Annotated in this window: 20 protein-coding genes; 6 read left to right on the top strand and 14 right to left on the bottom strand. The window is 57.7% G+C overall.

The window, feature by feature from the left end; genetic code table 11:
- Positions 1 to 188: 188 nt before the first annotated feature.
- A complete protein-coding gene (gene glnA, locus MSNKSG1_RS17965; RefSeq protein ID WP_008940720.1) occupies positions 189 to 1,592 on the top strand; it encodes a glutamate--ammonia ligase in 1,404 nt (467 codons plus the stop codon).
- A 368-nt stretch (positions 1,593 to 1,960) separates the two neighbouring features.
- Positions 1,961 to 3,277: an IS1380 family transposase gene (locus MSNKSG1_RS17960; RefSeq protein WP_040887090.1), complete on the top strand. Its 1,317-nt coding sequence runs from the start codon at positions 1,961 to 1,963 to the stop codon at positions 3,275 to 3,277.
- A 182-nt stretch (positions 3,278 to 3,459) separates the two neighbouring features.
- Here MSNKSG1_RS17960 and MSNKSG1_RS19710 read toward each other — a convergent pair whose 3' ends face one another.
- Both MSNKSG1_RS19710 and MSNKSG1_RS17955 read right to left on the bottom strand, forming a co-directional pair.
- A complete protein-coding gene (locus tag MSNKSG1_RS19710) occupies positions 3,460 to 3,585 on the bottom strand; it encodes an IS1/IS1595 family N-terminal zinc-binding domain-containing protein (RefSeq protein WP_455032232.1) in 126 nt (41 codons plus the stop codon).
- Between the two features lie 264 nt (positions 3,586 to 3,849).
- Entirely contained in the window at positions 3,850 to 5,151 is a 1,302-nt protein-coding gene (locus MSNKSG1_RS17955; RefSeq protein WP_008940718.1) for an IS1380 family transposase, read from the bottom strand.
- A gap of 342 nt (positions 5,152 to 5,493) precedes the next feature.
- Here MSNKSG1_RS17955 and MSNKSG1_RS17950 point away from each other — a divergent pair, with 342 nt between their 5' ends.
- The 4 genes from MSNKSG1_RS17950 to ntrC all read left to right on the top strand — a co-directional run bounded on the left by MSNKSG1_RS17950 (position 5,494) and on the right by ntrC (position 10,876).
- Positions 5,494 to 6,750 carry a methyl-accepting chemotaxis protein gene (locus tag MSNKSG1_RS17950; RefSeq protein WP_227498062.1) on the top strand — a complete coding sequence of 419 codons (1,257 nt, stop codon included), beginning with the start codon at positions 5,494 to 5,496 and terminating at the stop codon, positions 6,748 to 6,750.
- Positions 6,751 to 7,581: 831 nt separating this feature from the next.
- Complete coding sequence (locus MSNKSG1_RS17945) at positions 7,582 to 8,109, top strand: DUF4124 domain-containing protein (protein WP_040887083.1); 528 nt, start codon at positions 7,582 to 7,584, stop codon at positions 8,107 to 8,109.
- Positions 8,110 to 8,351: 242 nt separating this feature from the next.
- The gene (gene glnL / locus MSNKSG1_RS17940) at positions 8,352 to 9,446 is read left to right on the top strand and encodes a nitrogen regulation protein NR(II) (protein ID WP_008940715.1); all 1,095 of its coding nucleotides are present in this window, start codon (positions 8,352 to 8,354) and stop codon (positions 9,444 to 9,446) included.
- Entirely contained in the window at positions 9,443 to 10,876 is a 1,434-nt protein-coding gene (gene ntrC, locus MSNKSG1_RS17935; RefSeq protein ID WP_008940714.1) for a nitrogen regulation protein NR(I), read from the top strand. The genes glnL and ntrC overlap by 4 nt, the downstream gene beginning before the upstream one ends.
- Positions 10,877 to 10,926: 50 nt before the next feature.
- Here ntrC and MSNKSG1_RS17930 read toward each other — a convergent pair whose 3' ends face one another.
- The 12 genes from MSNKSG1_RS17930 to MSNKSG1_RS17875 form a co-directional block, all read right to left on the bottom strand.
- Positions 10,927 to 14,517, bottom strand: coding sequence for a DUF6701 domain-containing protein (locus MSNKSG1_RS17930; RefSeq protein ID WP_227498061.1), 3,591 nt, complete (start codon positions 14,515 to 14,517; stop codon positions 10,927 to 10,929).
- A 110-nt stretch (positions 14,518 to 14,627) separates the two neighbouring features.
- The gene (locus MSNKSG1_RS17925; protein ID WP_008940712.1) at positions 14,628 to 15,050 is read right to left on the bottom strand and encodes a hypothetical protein; all 423 of its coding nucleotides are present in this window, start codon (positions 15,048 to 15,050) and stop codon (positions 14,628 to 14,630) included.
- Entirely contained in the window at positions 15,040 to 15,810 is a 771-nt protein-coding gene (locus tag MSNKSG1_RS17920) for a PulJ/GspJ family protein (protein ID WP_008940711.1), read from the bottom strand. Before MSNKSG1_RS17920 ends, MSNKSG1_RS17925 begins: the two co-directional genes overlap by 11 nt.
- Positions 15,810 to 16,295: a type IV pilus modification PilV family protein gene (locus MSNKSG1_RS17915; RefSeq protein ID WP_040887089.1), complete on the bottom strand. Its 486-nt coding sequence runs from the start codon at positions 16,293 to 16,295 to the stop codon at positions 15,810 to 15,812. The genes MSNKSG1_RS17920 and MSNKSG1_RS17915 overlap by 1 nt, the downstream gene beginning before the upstream one ends.
- A 5-nt stretch (positions 16,296 to 16,300) precedes the next feature.
- Positions 16,301 to 16,768 (bottom strand): type II secretion system protein, encoded by a 468-nt coding sequence (locus MSNKSG1_RS17910; RefSeq protein WP_008940709.1) that lies wholly within the window; start codon positions 16,766 to 16,768, stop codon positions 16,301 to 16,303.
- A 56-nt stretch (positions 16,769 to 16,824) separates the two neighbouring features.
- Positions 16,825 to 17,325 carry a prepilin-type N-terminal cleavage/methylation domain-containing protein gene (locus MSNKSG1_RS19655; RefSeq protein WP_008940708.1) on the bottom strand — a complete coding sequence of 167 codons (501 nt, stop codon included), beginning with the start codon at positions 17,323 to 17,325 and terminating at the stop codon, positions 16,825 to 16,827.
- A gap of 28 nt (positions 17,326 to 17,353) precedes the next feature.
- The gene (locus MSNKSG1_RS19615) at positions 17,354 to 17,881 is read right to left on the bottom strand and encodes a type II secretion system protein (RefSeq protein ID WP_008940707.1); all 528 of its coding nucleotides are present in this window, start codon (positions 17,879 to 17,881) and stop codon (positions 17,354 to 17,356) included.
- 35 nt (positions 17,882 to 17,916) lie between these two features.
- A complete protein-coding gene (locus MSNKSG1_RS17895; RefSeq protein WP_152638819.1) occupies positions 17,917 to 18,459 on the bottom strand; it encodes a hypothetical protein in 543 nt (180 codons plus the stop codon).
- A 9-nt stretch (positions 18,460 to 18,468) separates the two neighbouring features.
- Positions 18,469 to 19,695, bottom strand: coding sequence for a type II secretion system F family protein (locus tag MSNKSG1_RS17890; RefSeq protein ID WP_008940705.1), 1,227 nt, complete (start codon positions 19,693 to 19,695; stop codon positions 18,469 to 18,471).
- Entirely contained in the window at positions 19,695 to 21,464 is a 1,770-nt protein-coding gene (locus MSNKSG1_RS17885) for a GspE/PulE family protein (protein WP_008940704.1), read from the bottom strand. Before MSNKSG1_RS17885 ends, MSNKSG1_RS17890 begins: the two co-directional genes overlap by 1 nt.
- On the bottom strand, positions 21,464 to 22,582 hold the full coding sequence (locus MSNKSG1_RS17880; RefSeq protein ID WP_008940703.1) for a tetratricopeptide repeat protein: 1,119 nt from the start codon (positions 22,580 to 22,582) through the stop codon (positions 21,464 to 21,466). The genes MSNKSG1_RS17885 and MSNKSG1_RS17880 overlap by 1 nt, the downstream gene beginning before the upstream one ends.
- Positions 22,579 to 23,418, bottom strand: coding sequence for an ExeA family protein (locus MSNKSG1_RS17875; RefSeq protein ID WP_008940702.1), 840 nt, complete (start codon positions 23,416 to 23,418; stop codon positions 22,579 to 22,581). The genes MSNKSG1_RS17880 and MSNKSG1_RS17875 overlap by 4 nt, the downstream gene beginning before the upstream one ends.

The following is a 23,418-nucleotide window of genomic DNA, read 5'->3' as shown; positions in this document are numbered from 1 at the left end:
AGGGAACCAATTCTGGCAAGCGCTTTGCTTTGGTTCCGGCAGCCGCACAAATTGTCAGGTAACGGATCCGAGCTTCTGATAAGCTTCCGATACCCAAAACAATGATCGGACCTCAGACTCTCTGAACGATCCGGCATCGCGAACATGAAACAGGCCCGCGCAGCGGGATAACTTACGGAGCATGCACAATGTCCAAGACAATTGATTTGATCAAAGAACACGAAGTCAAATGGGTTGACCTGCGCTTCACCGACAGCCGCGGTAAAGAGCAGCACGTCACCCTGCCCGCGACTGAAGTCGACGAAGATTTCTTCACCGAAGGTAAAATGTTCGACGGCTCCTCCATCGCTGGCTGGAAAGGCATCAACGAATCCGACATGATCCTGATGCCGGACGACGAAACCTCCGTCCTGGATCCGTTCACCGAAGAGACCACCGTCAACATCACCTGCGACATCGTGGAGCCTTCCACCATGCAGGGCTATGAGCGCGATCCCCGCTCCGTTGCCAAGCGCGCTGAAGAGTATCTGAAATCCACTGGTATGGCAGATGGCGCCCTGTTCGGTCCGGAGCCGGAATTCTTCGTGTTTGATTCCGTCAAGTGGAAGACCGACATGCAGGGTTCCATGTACGAAATCTACTCCGAAGAAGCCGCCTGGGTTTCCGGCGAAGACTTCGACCGCAACAACATTGGCCACCGCCCGGGTGTTAAAGGCGGATACTTCCCGGTTCCGCCGGTTGACAGCCTGCACGACCTGCGTGGCGCCATGTGTGCCGCCATGGAATCCATGGGCCTGGAAATCGAGGTTCATCACCACGAAGTTGGTACTGCCGGCCAGTGTGAAATCGGCGTTGGCGCGAACACCCTGACTCGCAAAGCCGACGAAGTTCAGATCCTCAAGTACTGTGTCCACAACGTGGCTCACGCCTACGGCAAGACCGCTACCTTCATGCCCAAGCCGGTTGTTGGCGATAACGGTTCCGGCATGCACGTGCACATGTCCCTGAACAAGGACGGCAAGAACCTGTTCGCCGGTGACGGCTATGCCGGCCTGAGCGAGATGGCGCTGTACTACATCGGCGGTATCATCAAGCACGCCAAGACCATCAACGCCTTCACCAACAGCTCCACCAACAGCTACAAGCGTCTGGTACCCGGCTTTGAAGCACCGGTCATGCTGGCCTACTCCGCCCGTAACCGCTCTGCCTCAATCCGTATTCCGTACGTGAGCAGCCCGAAAGCACGTCGTATCGAGGTTCGCTTCCCGGATCCGTCCGCCAACCCGTACCTGGCGTTCGCGGCACTGATGATGGCTGGCCTTGACGGCATCCAGAACAAGATCCACCCGGGCGATGCCATGGACAAGGATCTGTACGACCTGCCGAAGGAAGAAGCCCTGAACATTCCGACCGTCGCCGAGACCTTCCAGGAAGCCCTGGATTGCCTGGAAAACGACCACGAGTTCCTGACCCGTGGTGGCGTGTTCACCGAAGACATGATCGCTGGGTACATTGAACTGAAGCGTGCCGAGGTTGAACGTCTGAACATGACCACTCATCCGGTCGAGTTCGATCTCTACTACTCCTGCTAATCTGGCTCCTGCCGATTACCGGAGAATAAAAAAGCCCCGCATCATGCCAAGCCGTTCACCTAAAGTGGATCTGGTTTGGCCGGGCTTGGCGACAAGAAGGGTCGGTGGATTTATCCACTGGCCCTTTTTTATGCGCTGGTCTTCGCGTATTTGTCGAGATAGATGATATTTTCTAATGGGCCTTTTGCCAGACCCAGGCGCATCGCCGGAGTCTTGCCTTTGTCATTCGGTTTGCAGTAGTTGTAATAAACTCGGCACCTGAATCCGTGACTTCAACCGGCTAAAACTGCGCCCAAAGCCTGCAATAACAAGGCCTTGAACGGTATAGTAGCTCGTGACATCCATTCACCCAGTCAGTGCTTTCGGCCATTCGTACTTTTACTCTCCAACAATCCCGAACCGAAGTCTACACACCCCACGGCGGACTGGCCTTGGTGGGCCACTGCCTGAATCGGCACACGTCGCTGATCAAGACGGCTCGCACGGTCGTCAAACGCCACGGTATTCCGAACATTGAACTGATTCGGACGTATCTTGCTCTGATTACATTGGGCAAGAGTGACTTCGAGGCGGTCGAGCCGGTACGCACGGATCCGTTCTTCAAATCGGCCATGGACATCAAGCAGTCGCCATCCTCGGCTCGTTTGCGGCACCGATTCGATGAAGATGCCAAGGGCCTGACGCCCCTGTTGGATGATGCCAGCGTTGAGTTTCTTCAGTCCGCCGAAGCCCCGGTGTCACCCCTGTCGATGGGCCATGTGGCCCTGGATATGGATGTCTTTCCCATGGACAACAGCCAGACCCACAAAGAGGGCGTCAGCTATACCTACAAGGGTTACGACGGCTATGCACCCATTGCCGCGTATCTGGGCCAGGAAGGCTGGTGCCTGGGTTGTGAGCTGCGCCCTGGCAGCCAGCACGCCAATAACGGGTTTCTGGATACCCTCAAACGGGTCCTGCCCCGGGCCCGGGCAGTGACGGACAAGCCCATCCTGCTGCGCCTGGACAGCGCACACGATGCCCGTGACAATCGCGACTTTCTGCGCGAGCAGAAGCAGGTCGACTTCCTGATCAAGTGGAACCCTCGCAAGCAGGATCCCCTGGCCTGGGCGGACAAGGCCTATACCCAGAAAGCCTGGTCGCTGGACCGCGACGGCAAGATGGAAGCGGTTCTGTCAGAAGACCTTCCCGATGAACCCGGCCTGCGTCGCATCGTCAAGGTCACCGTTCGCACCAGCGATGCCTCCGGTCAGCTGTACCTGGAGCCAGAGGTTAGCGTCGAAGGCTGGATTACGTCCTTGTCCGCCAGTGTGGCCAGTGAGCAACAAATCATGGCGCTGTACAGCGACCATGCCACCAGTGAGCAATTTCACAGCGAGTTCAAAACCGACCTGGACCTGGAGCGCCTGCCGTCCGGCAAGTTCGACACCAACAACCTGGTCATGGCCTTCGCAACCATGGGTTACAACGTGCTGCGCTGGATGGGCCTGAGACTGACCGCCCCGGATGCGCCGGTGCGCCACCCGGCCAAACGTCGTCGTTTGAGAACCGTGATGCAGGAACTGATGACCATGGCCTGCCGCCTGGTGCACAGCGGCCGACAGTGGATTCTGCGCTTTGGTCGGCACTGTCCGGGCTTTGCCGTTTACCGTGACCTCTATGGAAGCCTTGCCTCCTCCGGTTAAGCCAGTTCGATAACAGCCGCCACCTTAAAATCACCCGGGGAAACCATACCGGGGCAACCCGCTATTGTCTGGCGACCCTGACTTGATCAAAAAGCAGCCAGGTTTGGCCGCTGATCGACGTCAGACTGCGCGTTCCGGTGTTTTTAAACACAGTCGCAACCTGCTTTTTGCCAACTACTCGCTCATATTAGCGCCGATGCCGCTTTGCGGGGTGTATTGGCCTGCAAAGTCACTGATTCAAATGTCTTCCGGCATGAAAGACATTGATAGCGTTGAGAACCCGAGGCTGTTTTCCCGCGTCGTTTTATTTCGCCGCCGTCACGTGTGCAACCGTTGGGGCAATTTAAATCAGGACCTGACAGATATCGGCTGATTCGATGAAGCTCTTGAGCAACAGCCTGGTTACTCTTAACCCGGATTTCTCATAGCCACCCAGCAAGCTTCGCAGACCAGTTCCATTAACGCCAGAACCGAGTAATTGAGCCTGATTTGGCGATTATTTGATCACTTTCCGACGTTCAGGCACACCTCCCCCTTTCCCCCATTGAGTCGGGCCGGGGGAGCTCGGTCTTCTAATCTGGAACCAGTCGGCGAACCAGGGCAGAGAGTTCGTCTTTATAAGGATAGCCATCACTCATCAGCACCCGTATCCGCCGGGTGTTACGAACGATCACGGCACCGACCTTGATCAGCTTGAGCCGTAGGTTGCTGGCGCTCATTCTCTCGAAACGGGTGTTTTTCAGATATATCCGTAAGCGTTCGAACAGCGTGTAGGCGAATCCTGATAGGATCAGCCGCCACTGATTGGTCCACCACTGAGTACTGGAGGTGCGATCCGCAAACAGGTATAGCTGCTGATCCTTGATCCGGTTCTCCATGTCGCCCCGGGCGCAGTATTGCTCATAGTAGAGCTTGAAGCCGTCGTCGTAGCGGGAGCTGATAATGAACCTTGGGTTGGCGCCCAGCTCGCCTTCTTCCAGGCGAGCCACCACCCAGCGAGGGTGTTTCCAGGTGCGGGCCTGATATTGGAACCGATAGGTGGCGGAGACTTTTTCTCCGAGCTCCTCGTGAGCGTTGCGCACCAGCATCGAGGGCACATCGACTTCCTTGAGCAATCGGCTGTTTTTGCTGATACCCACCAGGTAATCCACGTTGTTCCGGTCGCACCAGCTCAGCAATCGGGGGCGATAGAAGCCACTGTCACCCCGGAACACAATGCGGGTGTCAGGCCAGTACTGACGAATGAAGCGAACCAGAAGAGCCAGAATGGCCCAGCTGTGGCGACTGTCGCTTCGGTTGCTGGTGCGTAGGTAACTGACTAACAAGTGACGGCCACAGAATACATACAAGGGGAAGTAACAGTGGTGATCGTAGTAGGCATTGAAGAACTTGCCGGGCTGGTCGCCATGCACTGGCACATCGGTGCCATCAAAATCCAGCACGATCTCCTTCGGTGGTTCGTCATGCTGCTCAATGAAGTGATGCCAAAGTAGTTCATGGGCGTCGATCACCGACTGCCGGTCCACGCGCTGCTCCATCCGGCACAGAGTGGATTTGCCCGCCAGGATGGCATCCTCACCCATAGCGGTCTGAAGGGCCTGATCAAAACGGAGTGCCTCGTGATCGTTCAGGTCTTCGTACCCGGCCGCTACGCCGAACACCCGCTGTCGGGTCATGGTTTCCAGTTTGTGGCGAACCAATTCCGGGTTCCGCGGGTCATTGAGAGTTGAAGCCAGGCGTTGAGTCAGACGGTGCTGTTTGTCGACTTCGCGCAGTAAAAGCAATCCGGCATCGGACGTGATGTGACCGCCGGAAAAATCGGCTTCAATTTGACGGCGGGAGAGTGGCGAGAAGGTCAGTTTTTCAGGTACCATTTTGGATAGCGGCTGTTAGTACTTGATGGATTGGTTAGGCTCTTGAAATCATAGCACTTTCAGCCGCTTTCTTTTATCCCCTTATGAGAAATCCGGGCTAAGGGCCGAGGTAATGCTTCCTGAATATGCATCGGGCGAAAAAATTGATCTGAGCTCTACAGAACCTGGTGTATCTGCCGTTAAAATTAACAGTTAAAAATTCCAATACCTCCGCTTGCCGGATTTGCCTGAGTAATACTGATGATCCTGTCTAAAAAACGAGTAAAACAAGAGATTCAATCGTTACTTGATAACGGCGCGCCTGCCCGTTGCCCGGACTGGCTTTCTCCTCTGGCAGAGTACGTGTCTGCAGTGCGTTCAGAGGAGTTGGCGGTAGCCAACGGCGCTGTCGATGTCTCCCGTCATATATCTGGTCTGGGCCAGGGCGCTCTGGAGTTTGACGACCGCATTCATAATCTCGTCAACAATATTCAGACGTTGTCCGCCGCCATTGAGGAAATGTCGGCTAGTGCTTCAGAAGTGGGTGGCCTTGGCCAGAATGTGCTGGAGCAGGCCTCCCGGGTAAATGAGTACACCAAGGAGTCCATCTCCGCGCTGGAGGATATGGAGGCGCGTCTGGCCGAGGTGGATATTGCCCTGACCCAAGCCAATGAGGAAATGCGTTCGCTGGCAGAGCAAACCCGGAGTATAGAATCGCTTACCAACACGGTGAACGAGATATCCGACCAGACCAACCTGCTTGCCCTTAATGCGGCGATTGAGGCCGCCCGTGCCGGTGAGGCGGGCAGGGGCTTTGCCGTGGTTGCGGACGAGGTGCGGCAATTAGCTGCCCGAAGTGCGGGCGCGGCGCAGGAAATCAACGGGATTGTCTCGCAGATTATTTCCGGCTCCGAATCGGTTCAGTCCCGGCTGGGAAATTCCGTGCGTGCTGTGCAGGCCTCGGGGGAAAGCCGGACGCGGGTGGCGGAGGTGATACACCAATCTCGGGAGTCCTCGAACATCAACTATGACCAGGCAACCGCCATTGCCGCTGCGGCCGAAGAGCAGAGCCAGGTGGCCGCGGATATGGCGCGCCAAGTCAGTGCCAACTCTGAAGATTCCGATGCTCTGGCCAGCATTTTCCAGAATTTGATGCAGGCGATTCGCCCGCTCCGGGACGACATTGACCGCACCTTCAGTCAGATCCGGTTAACCACGCCTTGTCTCATGCTGGCCAGTGCCAAGCGTGATCATGTGGTCTGGGTGGACAAACTCATCCGCTTTGCAATATTCAATGAAAACTCGATCACCGAGGCGGAATTGAAAGATCACACTCAGTGCAGATTGGGCCATTTCCTGGCCAGCGACAAGGCTGAGCCCATGCAACAACTCCGCAGTTCTGATCGCCTGATTAACGTGGTTCATCCACAGGTGCATAAAGCAGGCCGGGAGCTTTATAAAACGGTCCAGGAATTCCATCAGAAGACGATCAGTTTCGATCGCTATTCTGAACTCTCGCGTGAGTTGGTAGCCACACTCAAGTCTTCCTCAGACGAAGTCATTGACCTGTTGGATGACATGATTGAGGAAGCTCTGAAGCGTGGAGATATGGACTGCTAGGCAGTCCTTCACGCCAACTCGGATGGATCTTTAGTATCACCGGGAGACAGCCGAAGAGGGGGGGTGATCAGATCCCGGTCGAAATGGTTTCCGTTGTGCTCTCGTATGAGGCCAGTTGCCCTGTCTATGATTCGTTTCAGTGCGCTTGGGTGATTTTTGACCTACGATTTCAGCCTGTTATTGGAATTACAGCGTTTGCCAATAGTTGCATACCCAACTACTTGGAAAGGACAGTCATCGGGGTTAATAACTCGGTTCTTTCGACACTCCTGTACTGAATTTCCGCCAAGGAGAGTCTTGGTCTATCCGCCTGAATGTCCGCTTTGCGACCAAGGCTACTCACGGACCTCAGCTAAACAAAAGCGAACATTCGGATCTCACGCGTTTTGGTCTATTTTCAGCCGTCGAGAGGTCTAAGTGATCGCCGATCGATTATGGAAAATCGGAACCTGATGGTAGGAAAACTTAGCACAGGATACTCAAACCGGTGAGAGACCAAAGTTCTCGCAATCTGGTGCCCCGCAGCCGTTAACTTGAATCCCCTCAAACCTCTCAGGAACTCGCGGCCAATCCTTCTGGCAAGATTTCTTTCTCATGAAAAAAGGCAACATACTGTCTGGATATCCAGTAGCATAGCGCCTTTTCGGGCCAGACCAAGCCGTTCAGATCCACTTTAGGTGAACGGCCTGGCATCATGCGGGGCTTTTTTTGTGCACAACCGCACACTCTCCCGCTCTTAACGATATGTAACGAATATCGCCGGACACCGGCGTTGAAAACCCAACAAAGGCCGTTGATAATCGACCGGAAACAACATGACAGGTTGCACTTATGAACGCGATGCACGGAATAGCCGCGGCAATGCTGCTGGCGACTCTGACCACGCCGGCCATTGGCGAAGTCTACAGGCATGTCGATGCCCAGGGTAATGTGACCTTCTCGGACGAGCCCATGGACGGAGGCGAAGCGATCAAGGTCAAACCTGTCACGACGGTTACCCTGCCAAAGCCGCAAACCGTAGAAGAGACCGACAAGCTTCGCGAGGAAGTAAAACGGGAGGGCGCTGTCTACGATTCCGTTTCCATCGTATCGCCCCAGAATGGACAGGCGTTCAACAGTGGCAGCGGAGACGTCCGGTTCGAAGTCACCAGTAATCCGGAACTCCAATCCGGGCACAAGTATGAGGTGACGCTGGACGGCCAACCCGTTGGCCAGTCGACGTCCAGTTCCATCGTGGTCAACAACGTCTATCGCGGAACCCACGAAGCCCGCGCATACATCATCGATGAGAAAGGCGTTCAGGTAAAAGCCGGCTCCTCCATCAGTTTTACGGTACACCGTCCCTCCGTCCTCAGATGATCTTTCGCCCCACATTGGTGCATTCGCACCACGAAGCAGCCATACTCTGATCAGCAAGAGGGCGAAAGCTCGACGCTGCACAGGTCGGTCATCTTCCGCTGCACCAGTAGACGGCATGCCGTAGCGCTGTTCAGGCCTCCTGCCCGACCGTCGCCCATCACTGAGCCAGTAATGGTGCAAGATGGTTCGCTTTTTGCAGTTTACCTCCCGTCACTTTCTGAACGACTCAACAGGATGGGTTCATGGCCGCATCACCCGCCACAGTCAATGGTTATAAAAGCATTCTCGACAGCCTGACTACGGCGGTTCTGGTGCTTCAGGACAACCTGAAAATTCAGTATCTGAATCCAGCCGCAGAAAGCCTTTTCGAAACCAGCATGACCCGCAGCCAGGGCCAACCTTTTGCAGACAGCCTGGTGGACTCCGAGGATGCCCTGAAAACCCTTTACGCCGCGCTGGAAAACGGCCAGTCGTACACCCGCCGGGAAGCCGAATTCCTGCTCCCCAGCGGTGCACGGCTCACCGTGGACTACTCGGTCACGCCTATCTCGCTGGACCCCACCGAATTATTGATTGAGATTCAGCCACGGGATCGCCTCCTGCGTATCAGCCGGGAAGAAGACATCATTTCCCAGCAGGAGACCACACGCATCCTCGTCCGGGGCATGGCTCACGAGATCAAGAACCCTCTCGGGGGTATACGTGGCGCAGCCCAGCTTCTGGACCGGGAACTCAGCGACGAGGACCAGCGGGAATATACCCAGGTGATCATTGATGAGGCGGATCGTCTCAGAAGCCTTGTTGACCGGATGCTTGGTCCCCATAAGGCCCTGCAACTCGCGCCCACCAACGTCCACGAGGTGTTGGAACGGGTACGAACGCTACTGGAGGCGGAAAGCAAAGGTCGCGTGATCTTCTGCAGGGATTACGATCCCAGCCTGCCCGAACTGATCGGAGACAAGGAGCAGCTCATCCAGGCGTTTCTGAACATTGCCCGTAACGCCATGGAAGCCGCGTTCGAGAACCAGACCGGACAGACCAACAGCGAACCTCCAACCATCACCTTCCGGACCCGTGCCCTGCGGCAGTTCACAATCGGCCATCGACGATATCGCCTGGTGTGTCGGGTGGACATCATCGACAACGGGCCCGGTATTCCGCCCGATCTGCTGCAAAACATTTTCTATCCGATGATCAGCGGACGCGCCAGCGGAACCGGTCTCGGCCTGTCCATCACCCAAAGCATCATCGGACAGCACCATGGACTGGTCGAGTGTGAAAGCGAACCCGGACAAACCGACTTCATCATCTTCCTGCCTCTGGAGGAAAACTCATGAGCCAACCGGCAAACGTCTGGATCATAGACGACGATAAAAGTATTCGCTGGGTGCTGGAGCGCGCCCTCAACCAGGCCGGTATGAACCCCCGCGTCTTCGACAGCGGCGACAGCATCATGACCCGACTGGAACACGAACGGCCCGATGCCATTATCAGTGACATCCGCATGCCGGGCGTCGACGGTATCACGCTGCTGTCACGCATCGTCGAAGGCTACCCAGACGTACCAGTCATCATCATGACCGCCCACTCCGATCTGGAGAGTGCGGTGACAAGTTATCAGACCGGTGCGTTCGAGTATCTGCCCAAACCCTTCGACGTGGACGATGCCGTTGCCCTGGTCAAACGGGCCGTGGCCCATGCCCACGAAAAGCGCGCGACCTCCGAGCCACAAATGGAGAGCAGCCAGCGCAACGCCGAAATCATCGGTGAGGCGCCGGCCATGCAGGAGGTTTTTCGAGCCATCGGGCGGCTGTCACATTCCAACATTACCGTACTGATCAACGGTGAAAGCGGCACAGGCAAGGAACTGGTCGCACAGGCCCTTCACAATCACAGCCCCAGGGCCAAGCACCCGTTCATCGCGCTGAATATGGCCGCCATCCCCAAAGACCTGATCGAATCCGAACTGTTCGGTCATGAAAAGGGCGCCTTCACCGGGGCCGGGGCCGCTCGCCAGGGCCGTTTCGAGCAGGCCAACGGCGGAACCCTGTTCCTTGACGAAATCGGCGATATGCCGGCCGATACCCAGACCCGCCTGCTTCGGGTGCTTGCCGATGGCGAGTTCTATCGGGTGGGAGGCACCACGCCCATCAAGGTAGATGTCCGCATCATCGCCGCCACTCACCAGGATCTCGAGAAACTGGTCCAGGCCGGGAGCTTCCGGGAAGACCTCTTCCATCGCCTGAACGTCATCCGTGTGCATCTGCCCAAGCTGGCCGAGCGCCGGGAAGACATTCCCCGACTGATGCAGCACTTTCTCAAGCGTGCGGCCAAGGAACTGGCGGTTGAGCCCAAAATCCTCCGGCCGGATGCGGAAGAATACCTGACCACACTGCCCTGGCCCGGCAACGTCCGCCAGCTGGAGAACACCTGCCGCTGGCTGACCGTCATGGCCAGTGGCCGCGAAATTCACATCGACGACTTACCCCCCGAACTGCTGCACCAGGCCGAGTCAGAAATGGCAGCGACCGGGCTGACCTGGCAGGAGGGCCTGCGTAATTGGGCAGAGCAGGAGCTCAAACGGGGCAAGAAGGGAATCCTGGACACAGCGGTGCCGGAGTTTGAACGGATCATGATCGAAACCGCCCTCCGCCACACAGGAGGCCGCAGACGGGATGCCTCCATCCTGCTCGGATGGGGACGCAATACCCTGACCCGAAAAATCAACGAACTGGGACTGGACCACCCCGAGAACGACGACGATTAGCGAACCACCGGGTTCGTAAGCGGTTTGGCGGGGCCCTGGCCCCGCCTTTTTTATTGCTCCTGCCAGTAGATCACGCGGTCATTACCCCGATAGACCCCAAACGTTGCCAACGCAGACGGATCTTCAAGCGTGCCGTCTCCGTCCTGATCAAACGCCAACCAGTCTGCCACATTCCAGACCAGGGAATCGGTGCCTTGCGAGCCATCTGGAACCAGTGAAAGCGGGCCACCCAGCCCGGCACTCAGAGTGCCACTGGCGGCGCTCAGGGAATGGTGGTTTTCAGTATCGGTGATGTCCGTGGTCGTCCAGGCGGTACAGCTGTCGGCGGTGTTGGTGACAAAGCCCGAGCCATTCCAGTATTCGGCACGAAACGGCATCGGGAGCGCCGCCAGGGTTTCCGGTCCGTAGGCGTTTTCAAGAAAAAGGCGACCATAACGGATGTCGAAGTTGGCTGTAGGGTTAAACGTATAGGGGGTTGCCGCCGCGGACACCCCATCCGAGTCTGTCATATCCGATACCTGGAACGAGAGATCCGGAAGAAACGGCGAAATTCTGGTTCCGACGGATTTATCAAACGCAAACTGGTCCGCCATGGAATACTGATAGGAAAGCAATCCCGGCTGAGATACAGTCAGACCGCCCGTAACCGGGGTGGTCGTCAAAGATACCGGAGAACCGGACACATCAACCGCTGTCGAATCGCCACCCGGGAAAACGCGGTCGACATCACCGGCAACCAGTTTTCTGAATCCCGGAGCCGTGTAATTCAAAGTCCGCGATCCCTGAACAGACACAGGCTCGATACTCAACGACGCAGGCACTTTCCATCCAAATGGCTCTCCGGTATAGGTAAAGGGAGAGCCACCAGCCGAACACTCTGCCTGCAGTTCACCAGGGTCGGTGGTCACCTCGAAACGGTCCGGATAGAAACGCCCGATCGGCGCACTCGTACCACCGGGCACTGTCCTCCCGAGATAGGCACCAGTACCAGGCGTTGCCAGAAACCGGAAAACGCCCACTTCAGAAACCCGAGTGGCCACCGTTTGCGTTGCTGTCGATGACGCACCATGGGAATACGAGGCTGGCACAACCGTTCCCGGCGCCCCGCCGGAAGGCGCGACCAGACTGGAGGTCAACGGGATGCCGGAAAGACTGAAATTCGGCGTCGTCGGGTTGCCCTGACACAGATCTGTATCGCCGCCGCCTTCCCAACCGACGGCTTGAACAGTCAGATCAAAGGACTCCCCGGCCTTTTTGAAACGCGGACAGGTTGAATCGCCGGCCAGACATTCTCCCGCTGACCGGACACACAGGCCGGCCGGAATGCTGACAAAACTGTCGGCACCGGGCATCTCCAGACCACTGTCGCCAGTTGCCGCGGATCCCAGGTAAAGCGCATTCAGGTTCATCCGCCCCGCATCCGGATACATCACGTCGATCTGTGCGACACCACCAGCACCAAAGTCCAGGTCCAGAGTTGTAGCAGCGGTCTGGCTTCCGCCGATTTCCGTACCGTTCACCGACAGTGGGCGGCTTGCAGGACGTCCTGCGGCGCCTGGATCGACATAGGTGGACCAGAAGGAAACCGGCTTGCGCACGTTCTCGAACGCCGGCACACAGGCATCCGTCTGATTGTCTCTCCGGACAGCCCGAACCTGTATCGAGCTTTCCGGCTTGTGCGAAGTAAGGTCGGGGACATCAAAGGCCAAGCCGGAATCGTAGAATGGCAAAGAGCACTTGCTGCTCGATAGCCCGCCACTCCCGTTATCGCACAAAGTGACGGACTGAGGCCGGGTCGACGGTTGCGAGCCCACGACATTGAGCCTGACATTGCCCGCGGTCGTGTGCTGGAGAGAAGCCTGCGCGGTACCGCCGCTGATTGACAGCACATTGCCTCCAGCCCAGCCACTGCTCGGCGCCAGAGTCGCATTTACCGGATCGGTAAACAGCTGATCACAGGCCGCATTGGCACAGGCCCGAACCGTTACCGTCTCGGACTGACAGGTTAGCGCAACACCATCGTGCACAATTTCGAAGTGGTCGACCTGCTGACCGACCGGATTCAGTTTCAGGGCACACAACTGAACATTGTCCAGCTCATGGATATTATTGGATCCACCCGTGGATCCCGTCAGCGACAGCAACAGGTTTTCCGGAATGGTACTCTGGGAAGCAACCGATCCAAGATCGATACGCACCAGTTGGGAGAAATTATTGCCGGTTCCGCTGGTGTCCCTCTCGACGGTCGCAATAGGCCCGACACCGGCCCTCGAGTCCACGGTAATGCGATAGCGGTGGGGACTGGACTGACCCGTTGCGTCCACACCGGGATTGAGCTGGCCCGAGTCAGCGAGGTAGGCATAATCCGGTGCCGAGCCCCTCACCGCCACAGAGTCTGGCGTGCGCCCGCTATTGCCGCCAACCCGCCCTTCGCTGCGATTCGAGAAATTTCCGAACTCATCCAGACCGATGCCAAGCCATCCTCCGGCAAAGCCGCTGTCTCCATTATTTCTTTGAGCATATCCCAGCGATCCACCATAACTTCCCGGCTGGGGGGTAATCAGCGCATCCGACAGGACCACCGCGACACCGTCTGCCCCGCTTCCACCGTAGGCGTAATAATCGAACTCCAGAACAATGAGATTATCCGCGCCAGGGATCTCGCGCTGTAATGTGGCGGCCGTGGCCTGGTTACTGGCGGCTTCAGTCATTCTTAGCCGGCCATTTCCCGTCACGCCGGGAGTGAAGGATCCTTTGGACACTGACGTGACCCAGTCATTCGCATCCAGGGTCGATGAAGAAAACTGATCGTCGAAACAGGTCAGTCCACCCGTGGGATTCCCTACATCAATCTGGATGTCATCCCGGCCGAAAACTGAATAGTTTCGACACGCCAGTCCCCAGTAACCGGAATCACTGCAATATCTGGACTCAAACGCAACCGTGAAGGTGCCCGTCTGATTGAACGTATGCGTTTTCTCAACGGCGCGATCACAGGGGGATGAATTGAATCCGGCCTGACCAATGCTGGAACCATCCAGAAACCATGAATCGATCCAATCGTCACTCCAAAATGAGGGCTCGGCGGAAGGACAGCCTCTGGCGGTAACGGAGAAGGTGACGGTCTCACCCACATTCACCCGAACCGGCCCCGTACTCTGGCCGTTGGCACTCAGGACAATCGCCGGATTGCAAAGGCCGGTCAGAAGCCCACTGCTCACACCACTGTAGTCGGCAGTCACACGACTGTTATTGCCATAGTAAATGGCGCCGCCAGCGGCTATGCCTCCGTCCACATTGCCGTTATTCCCGACTCCAACACTCCCAGTGGCGTATACAAGACCACGAAGTTCAGCGTTGTTGCCAAGCGAAAGACTGCCTTTGACCACCAACAGCAGCTGGTCGGCATTTCCATTGCTGTTGATCATGAGGCCATTACCGGACGCCAGCGATCCATTCACGAAAATGCGAACACTCGCACCGCTGGCGATATTCAGCCGATAGTTATTGGGGAGATTCGTCGACGAAAAATAATAGTCGCCATCGGCCAGGGTGGTGCCAGATTGTGGCCAGGCATTGTTGGCAAAAGGGACCGATCCAAGATCCAGAGTATGACCCGATGCCTGAAGATTCGGAGTCACTCCGCTGGCGTTGCTAAAAACATCGGTGCAGGTTGCAGCCCAGAGGTTTGTAGCAAAGAGAGTCAGAATGGCGAAAAAAACCATTCGGGAAAAAGCAGCAACGACGCTCATCATCGAACCCGTACCTCCACAACTCGACGGGCAGCCTCTTGCCCCGCTCCACATCGGCCTTCACTCACAATGGTATAAAGCCTGTCGCCACCATTGCCATTGACGGCAGTGGCGTCCTCCTGGGAACACTGGAGCCTCGCCTCGCATCCGGAAAGCGCCTGTTTGGAAAAGGCTACTGTCCAGTTCGAGCCGCCGGCAGGACAGGCGCGCCCTTCATAGAGCACATCCGTCACACCGACCTGAGCGCCACTTTCGGCCGCAAAAAATGCCCGTTGGGACTGGATCTGGAGACTCAGCGATTCGCCAGACTGCTGCTGCAACTGGGACATACCGAAGACCAGCAGGGATAGCACCGTGATCACAAATATGGCAATCGGCAAACCCGCACCATTTTGATACTGACCGGGAGATCTAGGGTACATTCCGGATCTGGACCTCCTGCCGTGTGGTGGTGGTTTCATCGCTACCGGTATCGTAATCCTTGAGGGTAAGCGCAAATTCGACAACGGCCGCGCGCTGATAGGTTGGCGGGGTAAAACGGAAATCGACTGGCCCCGAAAGGTTCGCCGACATCACTTCGCGCACACCGCCTGTCGGGGGCGATGGTTGAGAGGTTGTGCGTCCATACCCTGAATACCGGTAAAGCATTCGTCCGTTCTGACACACACTGACCGGACTTCCGATGACATACAAACGGCGCTCCGGGGACTGCTGACGGAACCGATGGGCACTGCTCAGGGTGATCGTTCCACCAGCTATACCGGCGATGGGTGTCGAGACCGGACCAGGATTGGTTGATCCGTACAGCTCCGAGGTTGTCGCCCCATAGCCATAGATCAAGGCCCGGTTTCCCGCTGCAGGCACCTGACTGAACGGTACGATGTCAATCTTGTCGAACCCCGGCCCCTGTGTCCGGTGGATGTAGTTCGTCGCGGCCAGAACCGGCAGCCACTCCAGGCACTGACCGCTGACCCGTATTGATAGAGGAAATGCTTCCCGCAGCTGGCGCGAAAGCTGTTCACCGATAACTACGCCCTGCAGCGCCCTTTGCTGGCGGGCACTGACGTCCAGAGCGCCACGAGTGGACAGGGACACGAACTGAACGGAGATGGTCGCCACGATGGCCAGGATGACAATCACCATGACCAGTTCCACGAGCGTGAATCCCTTCGCGCCACGCATCAGAAATTGGCCCTGTAGAAAGTAAACGCATAATTGGTATTGCCCGGATCCCGGATCGTGATATCGATCCGTTTGGCGTCGGCTGAGGGGAGGCCAACCTCACCACCCGCACATTGCACGTTGACACTGACTTGAAACCCACTGTAAGAGGCGGGATCCAGAGCCGCCCCTGATGCATTACGGGGAGGATCGTTCGAGATCGCGTCGTAATCGTCCACGTCATCGTAAGAGGCACGACTGGGCTCTTCCGTATTGATGTTGCATCCGGCGTGCCGTGGGACTCCGCCCGGCGGGGTATTTTCATCGTACCGGCGCGAGAGGATCTCATCGGCATAGAGCTGAGCGAGTGCCACCGCACGTGTCTGATTAAGCGGATCGGCACTCCGACCACTGAGCAACGCGAAGGCACCCACCACACCGGCTACGGCAACACTGATAATCACAATGGTGATGACCAGCTCCACCAGGGTCGCGCCTCGCTGCATCGGATTCACTGACAGGCCCCCTGATACACAGCGCCCAGGGAGCTGATGCAGGTCTGGAAATTACTCTCACCGGTAAAGGTCAGAGCCACATCCGAACCGGAGGCCAGCGCTCCCAACGGCGTGAAGTTCAGGGTGAGCGGCAGCGATGCCCCGGTCAACGAGGCACCGTGACGATTGATCGAAAAGGTTCGTGACTCGGGGGTTCCGCCGCCGACCGTAAACCGGAACTCATCGGTTGTCTGATCAATCGTCAGACTCCCGGCCTGATTGCCTGCCAGCGCTGCCTGCTGGGCAAGCAGCGTGGCAGAGGCCAGTTGCTGGGTGGCAACCAGCGGGGAGAAGGCGGAGCGGCTGGTGAATAGTCCGACTCCGATGACAGAAATTATGCCTATCAGAATCAGAACCATCACGAGCTCTACCAGCGTGAATCCACGGACGAAAAGCTGTCTCTCGAAACGACTTCTAGCGCCCATAGCCTTCCTCCTGGGGCCGCGAAAAATCCTTCTACAGCCCCTTTCGCTCAACGCTATCAGCAACCAGAGTCAGTAACCGTCACACTATAAGGAGAGGTGATTGGTCCGGTATTGTCTGTCGCTGCATTGGCTGCTTGGTATTGAACTGAGCAGCTCGTCTGCAGCTCAAGAGTGATCGTGTCACCGCCGGCAGTGCCGCCACTGTCGGTGGTTGATACGGTGTAATCATTCGTGGTGTCAACATCAACGGCTGCAAGGATACCTGCGGCGTCGGCCGTTGGATAACCATTAACCATTGTGACCTCCTGACCGTCCAGAGTCACTTTAGCTCCAAGTCCACTACCCTTAGCCAACTGAGAAGAATGAGCAATAGAGGCAGCTGATTTCATAGCTCCAGCAAGACCTTGTACGGAAGAGGCTCTTGCATCGCCCCCCAAATCTGCAAACCTCGGCAACGCAAACGCCGCCAGAATCCCCAGAATTACAATCACCATGACCAGTTCGATCAGGGTGAAACCTTTTTCATTGCGCGCAGGAATTGCGTTCATCATTTTCATGGTTCTACTCCACGTTTTGCTTGGTTGATCAGTTAATGGTTGTTGTCACTTCACCGGTGTCGGCGTCATAGACGATGGTGCTGCCCTGGCCGTCCGGCTGGTAGGTATAAACACAGTCGTCCCCTGGATCGCCGTCTGCGTCCGGTTGTGTCCTGACCGCGTAGTCCGGATTGGCCCCAGCAATTGTCGGCGCGTTCGCCTGCAACAAGCCCTGCCAGATCTCCCGGCAGCGTGCCACATCCATATTCGTGTTAAGCGCACCACCGGTTGCCGTAGGCCAGCCCTCACCGCTTACATCGATATTATCATTCCCGAACCCCTGAACGTTGGCGGTGGCTGCGGTAAACCCGTTCGAAACCCACTGGGTCTTGGCCAGGGCCACGCCGGCGGACAAAGCGCCTGCCGTCGCCCGGATACTGGACTGGTGGGCCTGTTCGGACAGCTGGGCAAACCGTGGCAGAGCAAATGCCGCCAGAATCCCCAGGATGGCAATCACCACCACCAGTTCGATCAGGGTAAAGCCCTGGCCGCGATTCAATCTTCTCTGGCTTTTCATAATAATGCGTTCCTTCTTTTTATGGGGGCCCCAAATCAATTCTCAGTCACCGGTTCCAACATCAACCCGGTCGTTCTCTCCGATTCGTCCTGACGGCCATCACCGTTCCGGTCCGAAAACTGTGTCGTCACCATCCAGCCCAGCGTCGCGCCTGGCTCGGCCACCCGCTGGCCGATCTGGATTCGATGCTCCGGCCGGTATAGCAACCGGCCAGTCTCTGCGGCATGATCCCTCACGTTCAGACGCGACCGAAAACACCATTTACCGCGCGCGGGACCGTCACCCTTGCAGACACCTTCGTACGAATTCCAGTTCTGCTGCACCAACCCCACCGGATTGATGCCCACGTAGTTTTCGAGACGGGCATCCCGGTCCAGCATGATTTCTGCACCCTTGACGACCAGGGCCGCCCTGAGCTGACTGAGCACAAGCCCGACACTCTGCCGCTCCACCTTGCTGGCCTGGCGTTCCAGTGCTCCCAACAAAAACCACCAGAGCACCGCCAGTATTACAAGCACCAGAGCCAGACGAAATCGACGGCTATTCGCCAGTTCACTGCTTCCCGTTAGCCTCGACACTGGCAATGGCTACCTCCCCAGCGCTGCGGCTCCCAGGTCCCAGATCGGCAGAAACACACCCAGCGCCAGAATCAACACCAGTATGCCCATGGCTACGATCAGAATCGGCTCAATGGATTCAGCCAGGCGTTTCAGACCAAAATCGACGTCTTCGTCGTAGAAGTCCGCCACGTTGTTCAGCATATCATCCACCGACCCGGTTTCCTCACCCACTGCGATCATCTGCAGGATCAGCGGTGGGAACATACCACTCTGCCGCGCGGTCCGAAGCAGGCTTTCACCCCGCTCGATCCCGAACCGCATCTCCCGGATGTGGGTCGCAATCCACGCGTTGTCAGTGGCGTTGGCCACCACACTCAAGGCATGGGTCACCGGCATGCCGGCCGCCAGCATGGTTGCGAAATTACGCGCAAACCGGCTCAGCGTAATCAGTTCCAGCAGGTTGCCAATCACCGGCAAGCGCAGCTTGTATCGATCCCAGGTCAAACGCCCCTGCTCCGTCTGCTTCCACTGCTGAACCAGCATACCAAGCGCCACCCCTGCGAACAGGACGACGTACCAGTAGCCCAGCAAAAAATTGGAGGTCGCAACCAGTATCTGGGTGAGAAACGGCAGGTCGGCACCCAGTTTGTTGAAGACCGCGGCAAATTTCGGAATCACCAGAAAGTTCACCACCATCAGCGCCGCCAGCAGGGCGACCATCACAAAAGTGGGATAGCGCATGGCCTGTGTCAAGCGACGTTTGGTATCCCGCTCAAGTTCCAGAATCTCGGAAAGGCGCTTGAAGCCATCATCCAGCCTTCCCGTGTTCTCGCCGACGTGGATCATGGCCACAAACAAATCGGAGAAGACCCGTGGATGCACCTGCATGGCTTTGGCCATCGTGGTGCCACCCTCCAGGCGGGTGGTCACATCCTCTAACACCTTTGCCAATACCGGCGACTTTGTTGTCTCCGCCAGCCCCCGCATGGTCCGGATCAGAGGAATCCCGGCCCGGGTCAGGGCGTGCATCTGGCGACAGAAAACGATCAACTCATCCAGAGTCACGTTCTGGCGGAACAATCCCATATTGCGGATTCGGTCTGTTACCGAGACACGCGGCTGATGTTCGCGGATAGTCAGTGGTGTAATGCCCCGGCGCATCAGCTCGGAGGCAGCGGCATCCACGTTCGCCGCCGACAGTTCACCTTGCTGGACACTTCCGGAAGCGTCTTTCCCCCGATACCGGAAATCCATCAGGACGAACCTCCCAGCGGGCTATCCGGCATGGGGATCTCGTCCTCGGGCGAGAATTCCCCTTCCGATGTGGCCGCCACCCGGGCCACCTCTTCCAACGTCGTCACGCCGCGCAACGCATAATCCATGGCACAGCAGCCCAATGGCCGGTACCACGGGCTGTTTCTGGCCGCCCGAGTGAAGCCGGAAACGTCACTGCGCCTTAGCGCGTCCAGCATGGATTCATTCATTTCCAGCAACTCGTAGACGCCCACCCGGCCCTTGTACCCGGTGTTACTGCACTGATAGCAGCCTCGTCCGTGGACAAAACCGGCCTCGAGATCCAGCGGATCCAGGTCATAACTCTCCAGCCAGACCCGTTCCTGGTCCGTCGGTTCGTAAGGCGACGAACAGTTCTCACAGACCCGGCGGACGAGACGCTGCGCCACCACACCCAGCAGCGAACTGGCCACAAGAAAGGGCTCCGCGCCCATATCGACCAGGCGCATGGCGCTGCTGATCGAATCGTTCGTGTGCAAGGTCGATAGAACAAGGTGACCGGTCATGGCCGCCCGCAGCCCTATTTCCACAGTCTCCCGATCCCGCATTTCTCCCACCAGGATGACGTCCGGATCCTGTCGCAGGGCGGCCCGCAGGACGTTGGCAAATTCCAGACCGATTCTGGGATTGACCTGAACCTGAGTGATCCGGGGCAGACGGTACTCCACCGGGTCCTCGGCAGTGATCACCTTGACCTCCGGCCGGTTCAGTTCGGTGAGCGCGCCGTAGAGGGTCGTGGTCTTACCGCTACCCGTCGGGCCGGTTACCAAGATCATGCCGTGCGGCTTGTGGATCATCCTTCGGAATCGTTCCAGGACATCCTCGGGCATGCCAGTGCTGTCCAGATTCAGAATGCCCTGGCTCTGGTCGAGCAGACGCATGACCACCGATTCACCAAACTGAACGGGCATGGTGGAGACCCGCACATCAATACTGCGGCCTTTGACACGCACATTGAAGCGCCCGTCCTGGGGTAACCGTTTCTCGGAGATGTTCAAACCGGCCATGAGTTTCAAACGCAGCACGAGGGCGGCGTTGACCCGTTTTTCCTTCATGACCTGTTCCTGGAGCACGCCATCCACCCGTTGGCGAATCCGGACCACGGACTCGTCCGGCTCGATATGGATATCCGAACTCCGCGCCTGCACGGCGTCCTCAAACAGCGTTTTCAGCAGTTTGACGACCGGCGCATCCTCGCTCTCCGACTCGGCCGACAAATCCGCGAGGTCGAAGGCGTCGTCGCCCAGCTCGTCTTCAAGCTCCTCCGCCAGGGAGGCAATCTCTTCGGTTCTCCGGTACACGAGATCGAGCGTATTGAGCAGTTCGCTTTCCCGGACGACGGCCTGTTTGATGGGCTGCTTGAGCACCCGGACAAGTTCATCGTAGGCAAAGATATCTAGGGGATCCGCCATGCCTACCAGCAGTTCGCCATGCTGTTCCGCCAGCACGATAGCCCGGAACCGCCGCGCCATCGCCTCGGGAAGCTTTTTCACCAGCTCGTTGTTGAACTGATAGTGGCGCAGTTGCACAAACGGCACGTCGAGCTGCCGCGACAGAATGTTCAACAGACTGTCTTCGTCGACATAGCCGAGATCAATCAGCGTGCGCCCCAGTTTGCGCCCGGTATCTTTCTGCTCCCGCAGCGCCGTCATCAGCTGGTCTTCGGTGATGACCTCGTTCTGAACCAACAGGTCACCAATGCGGATCTTTTTTTTCGGTTCGGTCGTCATCATCCAGCCTGTAAGGTTTTCAGACGTTCGCGTACGTAATCAGCAAGCGCCGGCGGCAACCCCGGCAGCGAGGCCGCCTCGGCGTAGGCCCGCGTTGCGCTGTCCAGCCGGCCCTGAGATTCCAGGGCAATGGCGAGCCCCACCCACCAGGCCGGACGGCTGTCATCGGAGGCCAGCAGCCGGGTCCATTGTTCCGCAGCCGCCTGATTCTCTCCGGCCTGCTGCAACAGCGTGGCCAGTGTAACCAGGTATTCCGGATGGCTTTGCACCGGCGGAATATCGTTGCGCAACGTGGACACGGCCGCCTTCAGGTTTCCACCAGCAAGCAAGGCCCGGGCGCGCAACACCCGGAGGTTCGGGTTACCGACGCCGGCTTCTTCGGGCAACCAGTCCAGTGCTTTCTGGTCACGCCCCGACACCAGGAACCCTCGGGCGAGCGCCTCACGGCTCTGCGGTGCCTGTTGTCGCTGCAGCAGGGCACGCAGCCTCACTTCGGCTTCATCGGCCCGGCCGGACCGCAACAAATCACCAATCTCCCGACTCAACTGGCGGTCACGAAACTCTGGCGTCTCACGCACTTGTTTTACCGAGGGCGACGGCGGTTCGCTATCCGTCGACGCTTCTGAGGTTTCCGGTTTTTCAGTTGTCGATACCGAAACGGTTGCTGTTTTTTCCACCGCCCGGCGATCGGATGCAACATCTGATGACGAGCCGGCCTGGTCATCCGGCACAAAATCGGCGGTATCGGTATCCGTATCCGGATGACGTGAAGGTTTACTCCCTGTTACGGGTTCCGGATGCGCCGCGGCAGGGACCTCGGTCGTGGGTTTCTGTTCGATGGATACCGCCGGCGAGGTCTCATGTTGCCCGGCTGCAACAGGCACAGCGGACCTCTCCGCCGGGATTACGGCAACGGCCTCCCGCGTCGTTGACGAAGAGTCCGGCCACAGGTACCAGCCGCCTGACCCCGCGGCGATGACACCAAGGACTGCGACAAGAATCGGGAATCGGCGCGATCGCGTGCCGGTAGCAGACGGTTGACCCGTGTAGACGCCGGGCTGGCTACTCCGTTGCTGGCGCTGTTCTGCCGCCCGAAGTGCATCGTTCAGAAGACTCATATCCACCTCCCGATCAGCCCGGGCCGGACCGCGCTGTCGGTATCCCGGATGGCACTCAACACATGTGCACGCCCGACCTGTCGCGCGCCCTGCCCCCACGCAGCAAGCAGTCCCTTGTGCGCCAGGATATTGACCAGCCGGGGAATCCCTCCGGAGGAACGGGCAATGAGTTTCAGGGCACCGGGCGCGAACAGTTCGCCGCCGTTATACCCGGCCTGGGCAAGCCGGTGGCGAAGATACTGGGCAACCGAGGCGCGATCCAGTGGCTTCAGGTGATACTGAAAGGTGATTCGCTGACGCAGCTGACGCAAACTGTCCTTGCCGAGCAGCTGATCGAGTTCGGGCTGACCAAAAAGCACTACCTGAAGCAGCTTCGTGCTCTCGGTTTCAAGGTTGGTCAGCAGTCTCAACGCCTCGATGGTGGGTTCCGGCATGACCTGGGCTTCGTCAATAACGAGCACAACGGACTGCTGGTCCATCGCCAGGTCAATCAGGCGCTGGTTAAGCGCCTTCAGCACCTGATGGGTGTTGGAACAGCCGGAAATATCGACGCCGAGCTCTTCCGCGACCGCCTCATACAGGGTATCCGCCGACAGGTGAGGATTGGGTATGTAGGCCGTACAGGCAATATCATCCAGCTCATTGAGTAACAGTCGACACAGCAGGGTCTTTCCCGTGCCCACCTCGCCGGTGATCTTGATAAAGCCCTCCCTTTCCCGGAGTGCAACCAGAAGGAGTTCCAGCGCATCGGCATGGCTGGGTGACCGCAGAAAGTAGCGGGTATTGGGCGTCAATGCGAACGGTGCTTCCTGCAGTCCGAAGTGGGTCTCGTACAT

Origin of the sequence: Marinobacter santoriniensis NKSG1 (genome assembly GCF_000347775.1) — a bacterium.
Taxonomy (GTDB): domain Bacteria; phylum Pseudomonadota; class Gammaproteobacteria; order Pseudomonadales; family Oleiphilaceae; genus Marinobacter; species Marinobacter santoriniensis.
This window is presented reverse-complemented; position numbering and strand designations above follow the sequence as displayed.

Excerpts from the sequence above, each read along its gene's own strand:
- MSNKSG1_RS17915 (WP_040887089.1), bottom strand. The coding sequence starts at position 16,295 with ATGCAGCGAGGCGCGACCCTGGTGGAGCTGGTCATCACCATTGTGATT.
- MSNKSG1_RS17875 (WP_008940702.1), bottom strand. The coding sequence starts at position 23,418 with ATGTACGAGACCCACTTCGGACTGCAGGAAGCACCGTTCGCATTGACG.
- MSNKSG1_RS17925 (WP_008940712.1), bottom strand. The coding sequence starts at position 15,050 with ATGTACCCTAGATCTCCCGGTCAGTATCAAAATGGTGCGGGTTTGCCG.
- ntrC (WP_008940714.1), top strand. The coding sequence starts at position 9,443 with ATGAGCCAACCGGCAAACGTCTGGATCATAGACGACGATAAAAGTATT.
- MSNKSG1_RS17945 (WP_040887083.1), top strand. The coding sequence starts at position 7,582 with ATGAACGCGATGCACGGAATAGCCGCGGCAATGCTGCTGGCGACTCTG.
- MSNKSG1_RS17910 (WP_008940709.1), bottom strand. The coding sequence starts at position 16,768 with ATGGGCGCTAGAAGTCGTTTCGAGAGACAGCTTTTCGTCCGTGGATTC.
- MSNKSG1_RS19655 (WP_008940708.1), bottom strand. The coding sequence starts at position 17,325 with ATGAAAATGATGAACGCAATTCCTGCGCGCAATGAAAAAGGTTTCACC.
- glnL (WP_008940715.1), top strand. The coding sequence starts at position 8,352 with ATGGCCGCATCACCCGCCACAGTCAATGGTTATAAAAGCATTCTCGAC.
- MSNKSG1_RS19615 (WP_008940707.1), bottom strand. The coding sequence starts at position 17,881 with ATGAAAAGCCAGAGAAGATTGAATCGCGGCCAGGGCTTTACCCTGATC.
- MSNKSG1_RS17890 (WP_008940705.1), bottom strand. The coding sequence starts at position 19,695 with ATGGATTTCCGGTATCGGGGGAAAGACGCTTCCGGAAGTGTCCAGCAA.
- MSNKSG1_RS17885 (WP_008940704.1), bottom strand. The coding sequence starts at position 21,464 with ATGACGACCGAACCGAAAAAAAAGATCCGCATTGGTGACCTGTTGGTT.
- MSNKSG1_RS17920 (WP_008940711.1), bottom strand. The coding sequence starts at position 15,810 with ATGCGTGGCGCGAAGGGATTCACGCTCGTGGAACTGGTCATGGTGATT.
- glnA (WP_008940720.1), top strand. The coding sequence starts at position 189 with ATGTCCAAGACAATTGATTTGATCAAAGAACACGAAGTCAAATGGGTT.
- MSNKSG1_RS17880 (WP_008940703.1), bottom strand. The coding sequence starts at position 22,582 with ATGAGTCTTCTGAACGATGCACTTCGGGCGGCAGAACAGCGCCAGCAA.
- MSNKSG1_RS17955 (WP_008940718.1), bottom strand. The coding sequence starts at position 5,151 with ATGGTACCTGAAAAACTGACCTTCTCGCCACTCTCCCGCCGTCAAATT.